Below are 16,490 nucleotides of genomic sequence, written 5' to 3'. Positions count from 1 at the left end.
AGGACCCCTTTTCTCACCTTGGAAATTGGAGGATGAGGAATGGCAGACCATGAATCTAATGTCCACGAAATTAATATAAGTCAAGAAATGCAGACGTCGTTCCTGGATTATGCCATGAGCGTAATTGTCAGTCGTGCCCTCCCCGATGTGCGCGACGGCATGAAACCTGTGCATCGGCGCATCCTTTATGCGATGAACGAACTGGGGATGACCCCGGACAAAGCTCATAAAAAATCAGCGCGAATCGTCGGGGATGTCATCGGTAAATACCATCCCCATGGCGACAGCGCTGTCTATGAAACGATGGTGCGCATGGCACAGGATTTCAGTTACCGGTACATGCTCGTGGACGGACATGGAAACTTCGGATCGGTCGACGGGGATTCTGCAGCAGCCATGCGGTATACGGAAGCGCGTATGTCAAAAATCTCTAACGAGCTCGTGCGGGATATTCGCAAAGACACGGTGGATTACCAAGACAATTACGATGGCGCCGAGAGAGAACCTGTCGTGTTACCGGCGCGCTTTCCAAACTTGCTTGTAAACGGAGCAGCCGGGATCGCGGTTGGCATGGCGACAAATATCCCCCCGCACCAATTGGGAGAAGTCATCGATGGTGTATTGGCCTTGAGCCGAAATCCCGAGATGAATGTTGACGAATTGATGGAGTATATTCCCGGGCCCGATTTTCCAACGGCAGGATTGATCATGGGGCGAAGCGGAATCCGAAAAGCCTATCACACAGGCCGGGGGTCCATCACCATACGGGCTAACGCGCACATAAACCAGCAACGAAGCGGCAAAGAAGAAATTATCGTTACGGAGTTGCCGTACCAGGTAAATAAAGCACGGCTCGTTGAAAAAATTGCCGAGCTTGTGCGGGAGAAAAAGCTTGATGGGATCACGGACTTGCGGGATGAAACGTCTCGAAAAGGCATGCGCATTGTAATGGAACTTCGCAAGGATGCAAATGCCAATGTGCTTTTAAACAACTTGTATAAATGGACGGCTATGCAAACGACGTTTGGCGTTAACCTGTTGGCACTTGTGAACGGACAGCCGCAGGTGCTCAATCTCAAACAATCGCTAAGCCTTTATCTTGACCACCAGGTCGAAGTGATTCGCCGGCGCACCCAGTTCGATTTGAACAAGGCAGAAGCGCGCGCGCACATTTTAGAAGGATTAAGGGTTGCCCTTGATCACATTGATGCGATCATCGAATTAATTCGCTCGTCTGAAACGACCGATATTGCCCGCCAAGGCTTGATCGAAAACTATGACCTAAGCCATGAACAAGCGCAAGCGATCCTTGATATGCGTTTGCAACGTCTCACCGGTCTTGAACGGGATAAGATCGAAAATGAATATAACGAGTTGATTGAACGAATCGCGGAACTAAAAGCGATTTTGGCCGATAATGAGAAAGTCCTCAATATTATTCGCGATGAACTGAGCGACGTCAAAAAACGTTTCAATGATGAGCGCCGTACAGCCATTCATGCAAGCGAAAATGTCCTGGAAGACGAAGATTTAATTCCTCAGGAAAATGTCGTCATCAGCATTACCCATGAAGGGTACATTAAACGCTTGCCGCTTACGACATATCGCAGTCAGCGCCGCGGAGGACGCGGAATTCAAGGAATGGGCACGAATGATGGAGATTTCGTCGAACATCTGTTTACGACTAACTCCCATCACACGATCCTTTTCTTTTCAAACAAAGGAAAGGTGTATCGCCTGAAAGCGTACGAAGTGCCCGAGTTAAAACGTACGGCTAAAGGGATACCGGTGATCAACCTCCTGCAAATCGAAAAGGGGGAGGAAATCAGCACCGTGATCCCGATTGAAAAATACCGGGACGATGCCTATCTGCTGTTTATCACGAAAAAAGGCATTGCCAAACGAACCCCATTATCCGCGTATGCAAACATTCGAAAGGGCGGCCTCTTTGCCATTAATATCCGGGAAGATGATGAACTTCACGGCGTACGCCTTACGGACGGCGAAAGTGATGTCATCCTCGGCACCAAAAACGGCATTTCTATCCGGTTTAATGAAGCAGATGTGAGGCTCATGGGCCGGACGGCTACCGGTGTGAAAGGCATTTCTCTTGATCCGAATGATGAAGTCATTGGCATGGATATGATCGAAAAAGGGCAGGATGTTCTGCTCGTGACCAATAAAGGCTTTGGAAAAAGGACCAAAGAAGATGAATTCAAAGTGCAGAATCGCGGCGGCAAAGGGATAAAAGCATGCACGCTCACCGAGCGAACCGGGCATCTAATCGCTCTCAGGGTTGTGGCCGATGAACATGATTTAATGGTGATCACGGAAAAAGGCATCGTTATCCGCATGCATGTTAGCGAAATCTCTGAGCTTGGGAGATATGCCCAAGGGGTCATGCTTATTAGGGTAGATGATAATGAAGAAGTTTCTACCGTAGCCCCCATTGAAGCGGAGGAAATGGAAGAGGAAACTGAAGAAGTAGAAGAAGAACAAGACGAAGAATAAAGAAAACGGTCCGCTATCCAGATGCGATGCGGACCGTTTTTTCTTAGCCGGATATCAGCGGAAACGAGAGAGATATCAGCCAAAACGATGCGTTTACCCTTGATCAAAAACAGCAAGTGCTTTTTCTACGGTCAATGCCTCGCAAATCGCGGGACAATGGTCGATGTATGCTTCGATCAACGGAAGATCAGCCGAAGAACGCTGGGAGATGAGCTCCCCCACCATTCCGTTTCATAACGGGTAATCATACTGAGATTATACAACAGTAAATAATGGACCAATAAAGCCGGCAACGTCGCTGTTTTTCTTTTTGCTTTGAAGCGGGGATCAGCACGGACCGAATCTTGCAGCAAAGGAACTTGTAAAAAAAGGGTCGCCATTTGAAAACGGTCATAACCGGCAGGATCCATCTGAAACATATGTTGAAGCAAATGAGGGAAGAGTCCATGCTTCTGGATTTTGACCTCATCGTCGATAAAACGGTACTCTTTTCGCTTTCTTTTTCGCGTCGACGCGCCGTGGGCTAGTACATTAGTTGTAGCAGGATAGCTCGGGTCATAGAGCAGAATCAGCGCTTTCAGCAGATGGCCAAATCCATAAAATAAAAGCAGCGGCTTGGCATGGAAAGGCATACGCTTTCCTTCTTCCAACAATGAACGGCCTTGTTGCCAGCGGTGGATAAACGGCAATGTGTTTTCATACGTATATTTTTTCGCGTAGCTATCCTCGTCCAGGATGCTTTGATAACGGTCATAGAGCCTTTTTGTCAAGGTTTCAGTCACCGTATATCGCTGAAAGTCAGTAAATGTATGCAACAGGCATTCCTCCAAACGAATGGTGCATTTATTAGAAAGTTAGAACTTCTTAAAGAGGGACGATAAAAAAAGAGACTCGTGATAAAATAGAAGGAATAACATGACAGAGGACTTACAGATAATCTTTCCGAGCGTACGTCTTTTTACGCATAAGATAAACAGAAAGGATGAAAAAAGTGAGAGAGGATAAGTTTGGAAAACAAGGGTTAACCTTTGATGACGTTCTGTTACTTCCGGATCGGTCGGAAATACATCCAAGGGATGTAAACATTCACTCCAAATTAACATCGAAGCTTCCGCTTAATATGCCAATATTAAGTGCCAGCATGGATACGGTAACGGAAGCGGAAATGGCGATTGCAATGGCGCGTGAAGGCGGTATCGGTGTCATTCACAAAAATGTGTCGGTGGAAGAACAGGCAGAAATGGTTGACCGGGTGAAACGTTCCGAGAGCGGCGTTATTACCAATCCTTTTTTCTTAACACCGGATCGGCAAGTGTATGATGCTGAACACTTGATGGGAAAGTTCCGGATTTCCGGCGTCCCAATCGTGGACGAGGAACAAAAGCTTGTAGGGATTCTCACGAATCGCGATCTGCGTTTTATTGACGATTACGCGATCCAAATCGACGATGTCATGACTAAAAAAAATCTCGTAACCGCTCCTGTCGGCACAACGTTGGCGGAAGCGGAAAAGATCTTGCAACAGTATAAAATCGAGAAACTGCCGCTCGTTGATGACAACATGGAACTAATGGGACTCATTACGATCAAAGATATTGAAAAGGCCATTGAATATCCGAAATCTGCCAAAGATGAACAAGGGCGATTGCTTGTTGCGGCTGCCGTCGGTGTCGCCCATGACACACAAATCAGAATGAAAGCACTCGTCGAGGCAGGCGTGGATGCCATTGTTATTGATACGGCACACGGCCATTCCCGCGGGGTGCTCGATCAAGTGGCACAGATTCGCGAGGATTATCCGGACGTGGTATTAATTGTCGGAAACGTGGCCACAGGCGCCGGAACAAGAGATTTAATCCAAGCGGGCGCTGATGTTGTAAAAGTAGGGATTGGACCAGGCTCCATTTGTACAACCCGGGTTGTCACAGGTGTTGGTGTCCCACAGATCACAGCTGTCCATGAATGCGCCACGGAAGCCGAAAAGCACGGGGTGCCGATTATTGCCGACGGCGGGATCAAATACTCCGGAGATATTGTAAAAGCATTGGCGGCAGGTGCGCATGCCGTGATGCTCGGAAGCATGTTGGCAGGGGTTTCCGAAAGCCCCGGCGAAACGGAAATTTATCAAGGGCGCCAGTTTAAAGTTTATCGCGGCATGGGCTCCATGAGTGCGATGGAAAAAGGGAGCAAGGACCGATATTTTCAAGAAGACAATCAGAAATTTGTGCCGGAAGGCATCGAAGGGCGAACGCCTTACAAAGGTCCACTAGCGGACACGCTTTACCAAATGACGGGTGGCATCCGCTCTGGCATGGGGTATTGTGGTGCTGCCGATTTGGAAATGTTGCGTAACGACGGTCAATTTGTCCAAATTACCAGCGCATCATTGAAAGAAAATCATCCGCATGATGTGCAAATCACGAAGGAAGCACCGAACTACAGTATCTAAAGATTATCAAGGGCAATCAAACGAGTATTTCCCAGGAAATAATCTGCGGAAATGCTCTTTTTTTGTTATAAAAAATTTTAGTTGAAAAGTTTACTGCCTTTTTCAGGGCATTATGATAAAATAACGTTTGGAATGTACACCTTGGAGGTGCCGAGTAATGAAAAAATGGACGAGTTTACTTAGCGGAGCGGCTTTGTTTCTGGCATTAACAACGACAACAGCCAATGCCCAAACCCCTGATATGGAAGCGGAAGCATCACTTTTGGTGGATGTGGAAAGTGGTAAGGTTTTATATGCCGATGACATAGATACAATGTTGCCGATGGCGAGTATGGCAAAAATGATGACGGAATATCTCGTCAATGAGGCAATTGAAGAAGGTGAGCTTAGTTGGGATGAGGAAGTTTCCATTAGTGAAGAAGCGGCGGAGTTATCCCATGATGAAAATTTATCGAATGTGTATTTGCGAATCGATGAAACGTATACCATTGAAGAGTTATATGAAGCCATGGCAATAGAATCCGCGAATGGTGCCACAATTGCGCTTGCAGAAGCAGTCGCCGGATCGGAAGCAGCTTTTGTGGACATGATGAATGAAAAAGCTGAGGAAATGGGAATCGAAGAATATGAATTCGTTAATTCCAGCGGTTTAAACAACGCGTCCATGGATGGCAATCATCCGGAAGGAACCGACGCAGATGCTGAGAATATGATGTCGGCGCGGGGAACGGCTCAGCTTGCTTATCACCTCATCCAGGATTACCCTGAAATCTTGGAGGTCGCGAGCACGGAAGAAACGGTGTTTAAAGAAGGAAGTGAGATGGACGAACAACCGATGACAAATTGGAATCATATGTTGGGGGGTTCTGATTTCACTCATGCCTACGAGGGAGTGGATGGCATTAAAACCGGCAATACGGAAGCCGCAGGATTTGCATTCACAGGCACCGTTGAACAAGATGATACCCGTTTACTGTCTGTTGTTATGCAAACAGACAGCATAGATGCCCGTTTTGAAGAAACGGCAAAATTGTATGATTACGGATTTGACGCCTTTACGACCGAAGAAGTAGTTTCGGAAGGAGAACAGTTTGATGAAGTGTCCACCTTGCCTATTCCGGATGGACAGGAGCAAGAAGTGCCCATTGTGACGGAATCCGCTCTATCCTTCCCTATCCTTGAAGGCGAGGAAGACATGTATGCAACGTCCGTAACAATTGCAGAAGATCAGCTCGATGAAGACGGGGCATTGAGTGCACCGGTGGAAGCTGGGGAGGAAGTAGGCTATGTTACCGTCTCTCATGAAGACGAAGAAGAAATGTACCTCGATGATGAACTGGAAAATAACGCTGTTGTTCCACTCGTAGCCGCAGAAGACGTGGAAGAAGCGAATTGGTTTGTTCGCTCGATGCGCGGGATCGGTGATTTCTTCTCCGGGCTTTGGAATTAAACGCCAGTAAACGGCGGGAGGCTGGTTGTCGTAGTTTCCCTATCGCTTTAAGCGTGTTATAATAGACGAAAAGTTTACCGGAGGGAAGGACATTGGCAGATACTGGTACAAATCGCGTCAAAAGAGGAATGGCTGAGATGCAAAAAGGCGGCGTCATTATGGACGTTGTCAATGCAGAGCAAGCAAAAATTGCCGAGGAAGCAGGCGCCGTTGCCGTTATGGCACTCGAGCGTGTGCCGTCGGATATACGTGCAGCGGGCGGGGTCGCTCGAATGGCAGATCCGGATATATTGGAAGAAGTGATCGAGGCGGTCAGCATCCCGGTCATGGCGAAAGCGCGGATCGGCCATATTGTCGAAGCTCGTGTACTGGAAGCTCTAGGCGCTGATTATATAGATGAAAGCGAAGTGCTTACCCCTGCGGACGAGGTCTTCCATATTGATAAGAATGACTATACGGTGCCGTTCGTCTGCGGTTCCCGTGATTTGGGCGAGGCGTTGCGGCGCATTGGCGAAGGTGCCTCGATGCTGCGTACAAAAGGGGAACCGGGAACGGGAAATATTGTGGAAGCCGTTCGCCATATGCGGATGGTGCAGGCTCAAATTAAAAAAGTGGCCGGAATGTCCCGTGATGAATTAATGACTGAAGCGAAGAATTTGGGAGCTCCTTACGAACTCCTCGTTTCCATTCAGGAATCCGGCAAGTTGCCGGTGGTCAATTTTGCTGCCGGAGGAATTGCTACTCCTGCAGATGCGGCGTTAATGATGTCGCTCGGTTCCGATGGTGTATTCGTAGGATCCGGGGTGTTCAAATCGGATGAGCCGCAACAATTTGCACGTGCCATCGTTGAAGCGACGACGCATTATGAAGATTACGAGTTGATCGGCCGTCTTTCAAAAGGGCTCGGAACGGCCATGAAAGGCATCGAGATTTCCAATATTCCCGAGCCGGAACGTATGCAAGATCGCGGTTGGTAAGAGTAACGAGTAATAAGTTTGGCAATCCTAATTCAGAGATGGAGGTGAGCGCAGGTGGTTAAGATCGGTGTGCTTGCACTCCAAGGCGCTGTTCATGAACATGCGAAAATGGTTGAAAGCGAAGGAACGAGTGAAGCGGTTCTTGTCAAATGGCCTGAGCAGCTCGAAGAGCTTGACGGGCTGATTTTGCCGGGAGGCGAAAGTACAACGATGCGGCGGTTGATTGATCGTTATCGTTTTATGGATGCCCTTCGTCACTTTGCAGCTTCCGGGAAACCAATCTTTGGCACATGTGCCGGCCTTATCCTAATGGCAAATGCGATTGAAGGGGAAGAAAAGGAGAACTTGGCAATCATGGATGTCACGGTCGAGCGAAATGCCTTTGGCCGCCAAAAAGAAAGCTTTGAAACAACATTGCATGCAAAGGGAATCGCGGATGATCTTGTAGCTGTATTTATACGCGCTCCTTTAATCAAGGACGTTGGACAGGATGTTGAGGTCATCGCTTATCACCAAGAAGAAGTTGTAGCCGCAAAACACGGGCAATTTCTCGCGTGCTCCTTTCATCCGGAACTTACCGATGATCCCCGTTTCCATCATTATTTTGTCAATATGGTAAAAAACAATACAAAAGCCGTTGTATAATGTGCGGCAATATCTTGAATGCGAAGAAGGACACGAGTATTCTTGGCGCAGATACAGAGAGCCGGTGGCCGCTGAAAACCGGTGAAGCAAGAAGAAGAATCCCGTCCGGAGTGGATGCCCGAAACCTTTGGCAGTAAGGGATCCCGCCTGCCGGCGTTAAGGCATTAGAGCCGGTTTGTTTCACGTGAAACAAACAACGAGGGTGGTATCGCGGAAACATCCGTCCCTATACATAGGGGCGGTTTTTTTAGGCTTTCTAATTCCAAATGAATGGAGGTTGATGCAGATGTTGGATATCAAATACATGCGTCAAAATGAAGAGAAGGTAAAAAAAGCATTGGCAGCACGGGGAATAAAGGCGGAAGAGGTTGAACAGGCAATAGCATTGGACGAGAAGCGCAGGGATTTGATTGTCCAGACGGAAGATAAGAAGAAGCAAAGAAATGAAATATCAAACCAAGTGGCAGAAAGGAAACGGGCGAAAGAAGATGCCGGCGAATTGATCACGCAAACGAAAGAAGTGTCGCGGGCGATTAAACAGTACGATGAAGAATTACGTACCATCGAAGAGAACCTTCAGCAATTTATGCTCACGTTCCCTAATTTGCTCGCGGATTCTGTTCCTGAAGGCGAGACTGAGGAGGATAACGTTGAAGTGCGCCAATGGGGAACACCGCCGGCATTTTCTCACACGCCGCAAGCACATTGGGATTTAGGTGCTGAGCATGACATGCTTGATTTCGAACGCTCCGCAAAAGTAACAGGCAGCCGTTTTGTATTTTATAAAGGGGCAGGTGCACGTCTGGAACGGGCATTGATTCAATACATGATGGATGTGCACGCCGATGAACATGGCTATACGGAGACGCTGCCTCCTTACATCGTTAATCATGACAGTATGGTTGGGACCGGGCAGTTGCCGAAGTTCGAGGAGGACATGTTCGCGCTTGACGGCACCCCTTACTACATGATCCCGACGTCTGAAGTGCCGATCGTGAATATGCATCGAAATGAGATTCTCGATGGGGATGAATTGAATATTAAGTATGTGGCATACAGCTCATGTTTTCGTGCGGAAGCGGGATCGGCCGGCCGTGATACGAGAGGGTTGATCCGCCAACATCAATTTAGCAAAGTGGAATTGATTTGGTTTACGAAACCGGAAGATTCTTACGAAGCCCTTGCCGCGCTTACCGGCCATGCTGAAAAAGTGTTACAAGAACTGCAACTCCCTTACCGCGTCCTCGATCTCTGTAGCGGCGATATTGGTTTTGCTGCGGCAAAAACGTATGACCTTGAAGTTTGGCTGCCGAGTTATGAATCCTACAAAGAGATCTCTTCATGCAGCAATTGTGAAGATTTTCAGGCAAGGCGAGCCAATATTAAGTTCAAGCGCGAACAGCAAGGACCGGCGGAGCATGTCCATACGTTAAACGGATCAGGGCTTGCCGTAGGCCGGACGGTGGCCGCCATCATGGAAAATTACCAGGACGAAGACGGCAGCATTCGCATCCCCGCTGTGCTGCAACCGTATATGGGCGGGAAACAACGGATATAAAGTGAAACATCCATCAGAGGGAGCAGGATTCCTCCCTCTGATGTCTGGCCTCCGGGGATCGATGTTGGTCGGCCAAAGAAGAAACTTTCGCAGATTTTAAAAAAATCATTGATCTTATGAAAATGAGACAGTATAATTAATTCAACTTAACTCATTACGAAATTGACAAAAATATTAAGATATTTTGTCGATATTGTACACCCAACTTTACAGAAAATGATGTGATGCGAAATGGAATTGGATCAAACAGACTTCCAAATATTATCGATGCTGCAAGATGACGGCAAATGTTCGTACAGCAAAATCGCGAGAAACATCGGTGTCAGTGAAGGTACGGTTCGTGGCAGAATTAACAAAATGTTAAAAAACGAAGTGTTTGAATTTATTATCCATACGAATCCATATAAGATCGGTTTGCATGTCCAAGCCATTATCGGTTTGGAAACCAGAGTCGGCTATCATGATGCCATTGCCTGTCAATTACAGCCTCACCGATCTGTTCGATTTATCGGGGCTTTTTCCGGAAAGCATGACCTCATCATTCAAGCTTTTTTTCGGGATAACGAGGAATTAGTATCTTTTGTCGATCAAACGTTATCGGGGATTGAAGGCATTATAAGCGTCGATGTCAACGTTGAGCTCAAGCAATATAAAGATACGTTTTCCTATGTTGATTAATCTCATTGTTCAAGAATATGACAGTTATGTTAAAAAACATTAAAAAAATCATTGCAAATCGCGCGAACAATCCCTATAATAGTCAATAATAACTATTAATTAATAATATTGCGAACACAAACACGGTGTAATACACAGGGAATAGGGTGAGGCGTCCATGAATGGTGAGACAGTCATCGATGTGAGGAATTTAAAAACTTCTTTTTTTAACAAAAAAACAGAATTGCCCGTCGTCGATGACGTTAGCTTTTCGGTTAAAAAAGGAGAAACGCTGGCGATTGTCGGAGAGTCCGGTTCCGGAAAAAGTATGACCTCCCTCTCGATTATGCGCCTCGTGCCGTCCCCGAATGGGAAAATCGTTGACGGCGAAGTTTTTTTTGATGGAAAAGATTTATTAAAAGAAAAAGAGAAAGCGATGTATAAAGTGCGGGGCAATGACATTTCCATGATTTTTCAGGAACCGATGACGTCATTGAATCCGGTCTATACCATAGGGGAACAAATTAGAGAGCAACTTACATATCATCAAAACATTTCCAAACGGGAAGCGCACCAAGTCGGGATTGAAATGTTGCAAACGGTTGGCTTCTCGCGGGCACAAGAAATTATGGGCGATTACCCGCACCGCCTTTCCGGTGGTATGCGTCAAAGGGTCATGATCGCGATGGCGCTCAGCAACAATCCGAAATTGTTGATTGCCGATGAACCGACAACGGCTTTGGATGTGACCGTGCAAGCCCAAATCCTTGATTTAATGCGAAAACTTTCAAAAGAATATGACTCATCGATCATTTTAATCACCCACGACCTTGGAGTGGTAGCGGAACTGGCGGAACGGGTCGTTGTTATGTATGGCGGACAAGTCGTGGAAGAAGCGCCGATTGAGGATCTTTTCGACGATCCTTTGCATCCGTATACCGAAGGCCTGCTTGACTCGATTCCGAAAATGGACAGTGTACAGGAGCGGTTGAATTCGATCCCGGGTGCCGTTCCCACGCCCGATAATTTACCGGTTGGTTGTAATTTCGTTACGCGCTGTCCGTACGCGATGGAGATTTGCAGCCAAGAGGAACCGCGGTTACTTTCTAAAGATTCCAGTCGAAACGTTCGTTGTTTTTTGCATGAGGAGGGAGTCATAAGCGATGGTCAGCAACCTAGAACCTCTTAATAATGGACAAGCACAAATGGCACCGGAGCAGGAAAATATGCTTGAAATTCAGGATTTGAAAAAACATTTTCCGATCAAAGCAGGAATCCTGCAACGAACGACTGGCTCCGTGAATGCCGTAGATGGCATTCATTTCACGATAAAAAAGGGGAAACCTTCGGCCTTGTCGGAGAATCGGGGTGTGGAAAATCAACGGCGGGACGTACGATTATCCGTCTGTATGAACCAACGGAAGGAAATATTACTTTTGACGGCGAAGATATCTCCCGGAAAAAAGAAAAGGAGCTGTTTAAATTACGGCGGGAGATGCAAATGATTTTCCAGGATCCATTTTCTTCCCTGAATCCAAGGAAAACAGTCGGAGCCATGCTGCAAGAACCGCTGAAGGTACATGGTTTGTACAAGACACAACGAGAACGAAAAGAAAAGTGCCAGGAAATTATGGACCGTGTCGGCCTGAACCCTTCGTTTATCAATCGCTATCCCCATGAATTTTCCGGGGGACAAAGGCAAAGAATTGGCATTGCCAGAGCGCTCGTTTTGGAGCCGAAAATGATTGTGGCTGATGAACCGGTGTCCGCTTTGGATGTATCCATCCAGTCACAAGTATTGAACTTGCTGGATGATTTGCAGGAGGAATTTGATTTAAACTATCTATTCATTGCCCATGACTTAAGCGTTGTGAAGCATTTTTCCGATCGCATCGGCGTCATGTACCTGGGTAATATGGCGGAAGTGGCGGAAAAAGATGACCTGTATGGCGAACCGCTCCATCCTTACACCCAAGCATTGTTATCCGCGGTTCCGCGTTCGCATCCCAGGGAGCGGAAACGGGATCGGATCACGTTAACCGGAGAATTGCCGAGCCCGGCGAATCCACCGAGCGGATGTGTGTTTCATACCCGCTGTCCTCATGTGATGGAGCATTGCAAAGAGGTGGTGCCGGAAATGAGAGAGGTTCGACCGAATCATTATGTCGCTTGTCACCTGTATGAATAATGCGCTTCATTTTAAAGGGGGAGGGATGCTGTGTTTTACATAAAGAAGGGTTAATGATCTAATGTTAAAAATTTTATTAAAGGGGGATCTTTTAATGGGAAAAAAAGCATATTGGTTGTTTTTGGCGATGGTGTTGACGTTGGGATTATTGGCGGCTTGTAACGGAGCAGATGAAGATGCCGACACCGACGCAGGGGAAGAGGCGGATGCCGATGCCGATGAAGAAAACGGAGATGACGAAGAAGCAGCCGGTGAACCGCAAGAGGGCGGGGAGGTTATCGTTGCTCAATCAAGTGAACCGGAAACATTCTTGTCTCCTTACGTGCAAGGAACCGAATCTAGTGAAATGACGCATTTGATTCATGAGCCATTGTACGCCGTCACCCCGGAAATCGATCTGGAACCGGAACTGGCGGCGGATGAATATGAACTTTCTGATGACGGCTTGGAATATACCGTTCCGCTTCGGGATGATGTTTATTTTCATGATGGCGAACAAATGACCGCTGATGATGTCGTTTATACGTATGAACTTTTTATCGATGAAGATTACACTGGTCCCCGTGCGGAAACGTTCCAGCGCTTGGAGAGTGTAGAAGCAACGGATGACTTCGAGGTTGTCTTCACCCTTTCCGAGCCGGATGCCGCCTTTGAGTTGGCATTGATTTACGATGTGCACCCAGAACATATTATGGGGGATGTAGATATTGGGGATTTGGAGGAGCATGAACAAAGTGTCACAGAAGAAGCAGTAGGGACGGGTCCGTTTGAAATTACAGACTGGGATCATGGTACGAGCTTGACGTTGGAAGCGTTTGATGATCACTATGAAAAATCCCCTCTTCTTGATACGGTTATGGTCCAATTTGTGGAAGATGATAATGCTGCTTTAGCGGCTTTTGAAACCCAAGAAGTAGACTTTGCTCAAATTTCCGAACAAGATGCGGACACCGGCGAAACAATTGAACACGGCGATCTTACGTCCACCTTAGGATACAATTACGAATACATTGGTTGGAACAATGATAATGAACTTTTTGAAGACCCGGATGTACGGCGGGCTCTAACGATGAGCATTGATCGTGAATCGATTGTTGAAGCAGTGCTGATGGGACATGGAGAGGTTGCTCACTTCCCTCATAGTCCGTTAAGTGACGTGTACACCGACGAGATTGAAGAAATCCCATATGATCCGGAAGGTGCCTTGGAGCTGTTTGCAGAAGCCGGTTGGGAAATGAATGAGGATGATCGACTGGAAAATGAAGACGGAGAACTTTTTGAGTTTGAAATGGTAACGAATAATGAGTCTGGCAGACGGGTAGACGCTATCGTTGTTATCCAACAAATGCTCGATGATGTTGGAATCACGATGGAACCGCAACTTTTGGAGTGGGGCGCGTATATGGATACAGTGCAGCCTCCCGATAATGATGACTTTGATGCCATGCTGGGCGCTTGGGCCTTAGGTGTAGACCCGACGCCGGAATATATCTTCCATTCCGAAGAGGCAGAACAAGGCTTAAACTATATCAATTATGAGAGCGATGAGTTTGACGAGACGGTAGAGCCGAACAGAGATGTCGTTGATCCGGAAGACCGGATTGAAATTCTACAGGATGCTCATACGATTATTACAGAAGATCAACCATATTCCACTCTCTACTACTACGATAGGGTTGACTTGTATAATGATCGCTTGGAAGGCTACGAAACCCATCCGGATGAGAAATTTTACAATCTCCATGAATGGTGGATTGATGAATAACGACAAGAATGACTGAGATAAGGTAGAAGGACATTGTCCTTCTACCTTTCTCAAAAAAGGAGCTTCAACATGATTACCTACATAATACGCAGAATCCTTATGACCATTCCCATCTTGATTGGTATATCCATTATATCTTTTGGCATTATGCAATTTGCACCCGGGGAGCCGACCGTCATTGGGATTGATCCGAACATATCTCCGGAAGACCGGGAAGCGATGATGGAAGAATTAGGACTCGATGATCCCGCTCATATTCAATATGTTCGTTGGATGGGCGATATTTTGCAAGGAGACCTGGGCAATTCATTTATTACCAATCGTCCGGTTTCCACGATGATCGCGGAACGATTACCTAATACCCTTATCTTAATGCTCGCCTCGACGATTATGGCGATTGTTGTGGCCATTCCTTTCGGGATCATTTCCGCGATGCGCCAATATTCAAAGATTGATTATACGGTTACTTTTGTTTCTTTTATGGGACTGGCTGCTCCCAATTTTTGGATTGGGCTTATTTTGGTTATGATTCTATCGGTGCAATTAGGCTGGTTCCCGGTGGGAGGCGTCGGCACATTAGGTGCAGAATTTGACATCCTCGACCGTTTGCATCATCTTATTCTTCCGGCTTTTGTCTTGGGGACGGCTGAAATGGCGGGACTCACCAGGTATACGCGTACGAGTATGATTGATGTGAAAAATCAGGATTACATCCGGACAGCGCGCGCGAAAGGGTTTAAAGAAAGAAAGGTTGTTTACAAACATGCCTTGCGGAATGCGCTGTTGCCGTTAATCACTATCTTTGGGCTTATGCTTCCGGTCTTTATCGGAGGTTCTGTGGTTGTAGAACAGATTTTTAATTGGCCGGGGCTTGGTTCACTCTTGCTTGAAGCGACACATCAAAGAGATTATCCGTTGGTTATGTCTCTAACAATGATTGGTGCTGTACTAGTGGTTCTTGGGAATTTAATCGCTGACATCCTTTACGCGATTGTAGATCCCCGTATCGAATATTAAGAAGGAGGGCCCTCAAATGGAAAACAAACAACAAGTAGAGACAGAAGTACAGCCTTCCCACGATGCAGGGGATCTCGGACAACATCGCAGTATGTTCAATTTAGCTGTCAACAAGTTTTTTCAAAACAAGCTCGCGGTCTTCGGTCTGCTCATGTTGGTAATTATTATAGGAAGCGCGGTTTTCGCCCCTTTATTGGCGACTCATAATCCCAGTGAACAAGTCTTATTGGATAGGCTGAACCCGCCTTCTTCCGAGAATTGGCTTGGAGCTGACCATCTTGGTCGCGATATTTACAGCCGCTTGCTTTACGCCGGGCAAATGTCTTTAATGGTCGGCTTCGCAGCTATGGTGGGAGCGACGTTTATCGGTACGGTGATCGGTGGCATTGCCGGTTACTACGGCGGCATCGTTGAAGGCATTTTAATGAGACTCGTGGATATTATCATTTCCTTTCCGACGTTATTTTTGCTGATTACATTAGTATCTGTTTTCTCTCCGAGTCCCATGGTTTTGATCATTATTTTTGCAACGTTGAGTTGGACGCACACGGCAAGGCTTGTTCGCGGAGAATTTTTATCGTTGAAGAATCGGGATTACGTGTTGGCTGCCCGTTCGCTCGGCTATTCCAAAGGGAGAATCATTTTTGGCCATATCATGCCGAATGCGATCGGCCCAATTATTGTAGCTGCCACGTTAGCAATTGGAAGCTTTATCCTTGCGGAATCGGCACTGAGCTTCTTGGGACTGGGCATTACCCCTCCAGCAGCCACGTGGGGAAATATGCTGGAAGATGCCAATTCAATCACCATCTTTCGAACAGCCTGGTGGTTCCCTGTTTTTCCGGGGTTGATGGTTTTCATTACTGTTCTTAGTTTCAACTTCGTTGGTGATGGCCTGCGGGATGCATTAGACCCTAGGGTGGTAGAGAAATAATGCAAAGGCGCAGCTGATTTGCTGCGCTTTTTGCAGTTTCCGGCTTCGGATCTCCCGCGGTCTTAACATGCTGGCGCACGATCACCAAAATTAGAACGCAAGCGGATACATGCACGGCATCGGCATGGAAAAAGGGCAAAGGGAAGCGAATATGCCGAGGCAAGAGCGACCTCGACATAAAAAGATAGCAATGCTGTGCTAGGATGCCTAAGCAAACACGGGAACGCAACAGATCTTCTTCCTGATGCATTTACATAAAAATAACAAGAATACTTAACGCCGTAATAAAGCCTATTGCAGTGTGCCTGAATGTTTTGGGCTTGTGTTGTTTTACGGTTT

12 protein-coding genes, 1 pseudogene and 1 other annotated feature are annotated in these 16,490 nt (G+C 46.9%); of the genes and pseudogenes, 12 read left to right on the top strand and 1 reads right to left on the bottom strand.

What is annotated here, in order from left to right:
* The first annotated feature begins 39 nt into the window (after window positions 1-39).
* Entirely contained in the window at window positions 40-2,511 is a 2,472-nt protein-coding gene (gyrA, locus tag EPH95_RS11020; protein ID WP_142089944.1) for a DNA gyrase subunit A, read from the top strand.
* A gap of 176 nt (window positions 2,512-2,687) precedes the next feature.
* Here gyrA and EPH95_RS11015 read toward each other — a convergent pair whose 3' ends face one another.
* Complete coding sequence (locus EPH95_RS11015) at window positions 2,688-3,326, bottom strand: YaaC family protein (protein WP_142089942.1); 639 nt, start codon at window positions 3,324-3,326, stop codon at window positions 2,688-2,690.
* A gap of 176 nt (window positions 3,327-3,502) precedes the next feature.
* Here EPH95_RS11015 and guaB point away from each other — a divergent pair, with 176 nt between their 5' ends.
* The 11 genes and pseudogenes from guaB to opp4C all read left to right on the top strand — a co-directional run bounded on the left by guaB (window position 3,503) and on the right by opp4C (window position 16,151).
* The gene (gene guaB, locus EPH95_RS11010; RefSeq protein ID WP_142089940.1) at window positions 3,503-4,960 is read left to right on the top strand and encodes an IMP dehydrogenase; all 1,458 of its coding nucleotides are present in this window, start codon (window positions 3,503-3,505) and stop codon (window positions 4,958-4,960) included.
* Window positions 4,961-5,117: 157 nt separating this feature from the next.
* A complete protein-coding gene (locus EPH95_RS11005) occupies window positions 5,118-6,410 on the top strand; it encodes a D-alanyl-D-alanine carboxypeptidase family protein (protein WP_142089938.1) in 1,293 nt (430 codons plus the stop codon).
* Window positions 6,411-6,502: 92 nt separating this feature from the next.
* Entirely contained in the window at window positions 6,503-7,387 is an 885-nt protein-coding gene (gene pdxS, locus EPH95_RS11000; RefSeq protein WP_142089936.1) for a pyridoxal 5'-phosphate synthase lyase subunit PdxS, read from the top strand.
* Window positions 7,388-7,441: 54 nt separating this feature from the next.
* Window positions 7,442-8,032 carry a pyridoxal 5'-phosphate synthase glutaminase subunit PdxT gene (gene pdxT, locus EPH95_RS10995; RefSeq protein ID WP_142089934.1) on the top strand — a complete coding sequence of 197 codons (591 nt, stop codon included), beginning with the start codon at window positions 7,442-7,444 and terminating at the stop codon, window positions 8,030-8,032.
* 14 nt (window positions 8,033-8,046) lie between these two features.
* Window positions 8,047-8,263, top strand: a binding site (T-box leader).
* A gap of 55 nt (window positions 8,264-8,318) precedes the next feature.
* A complete protein-coding gene (gene serS / locus EPH95_RS10990; protein WP_142089932.1) occupies window positions 8,319-9,590 on the top strand; it encodes a serine--tRNA ligase in 1,272 nt (423 codons plus the stop codon).
* 231 nt (window positions 9,591-9,821) lie between these two features.
* Window positions 9,822-10,268: an Lrp/AsnC family transcriptional regulator gene (locus tag EPH95_RS10985; RefSeq protein ID WP_142089930.1), complete on the top strand. Its 447-nt coding sequence runs from the start codon at window positions 9,822-9,824 to the stop codon at window positions 10,266-10,268.
* A 157-nt stretch (window positions 10,269-10,425) separates the two neighbouring features.
* Entirely contained in the window at window positions 10,426-11,436 is a 1,011-nt protein-coding gene (locus EPH95_RS10980) for an ABC transporter ATP-binding protein (protein WP_142089928.1), read from the top strand.
* Window positions 11,411-12,435: pseudogene (locus EPH95_RS10975) on the top strand (ABC transporter ATP-binding protein). The gene EPH95_RS10980 and the pseudogene EPH95_RS10975 overlap by 26 nt, the downstream one beginning before the upstream one ends.
* A 94-nt stretch (window positions 12,436-12,529) precedes the next feature.
* Window positions 12,530-14,200 (top strand): ABC transporter substrate-binding protein, encoded by a 1,671-nt coding sequence (locus EPH95_RS10970; RefSeq protein ID WP_160141732.1) that lies wholly within the window; start codon window positions 12,530-12,532, stop codon window positions 14,198-14,200.
* A 69-nt stretch (window positions 14,201-14,269) separates the two neighbouring features.
* On the top strand, window positions 14,270-15,217 hold the full coding sequence (locus EPH95_RS10965) for an ABC transporter permease (protein WP_142089924.1): 948 nt from the start codon (window positions 14,270-14,272) through the stop codon (window positions 15,215-15,217).
* Between the two features lie 16 nt (window positions 15,218-15,233).
* Window positions 15,234-16,151 carry an oligopeptide ABC transporter permease gene (gene opp4C / locus EPH95_RS10960; protein WP_142089922.1) on the top strand — a complete coding sequence of 306 codons (918 nt, stop codon included), beginning with the start codon at window positions 15,234-15,236 and terminating at the stop codon, window positions 16,149-16,151.
* The last annotated feature ends 339 nt before the right edge of the window (window positions 16,152-16,490 follow it).

Source organism: Salicibibacter halophilus, from assembly GCF_006740705.1.
Taxonomy (GTDB): domain Bacteria; phylum Bacillota; class Bacilli; order Bacillales; family Marinococcaceae; genus Salicibibacter; species Salicibibacter halophilus.
Note: the sequence above shows the minus strand (reverse complement) of the source record. Positions and strands in the feature narration are given on the sequence as shown.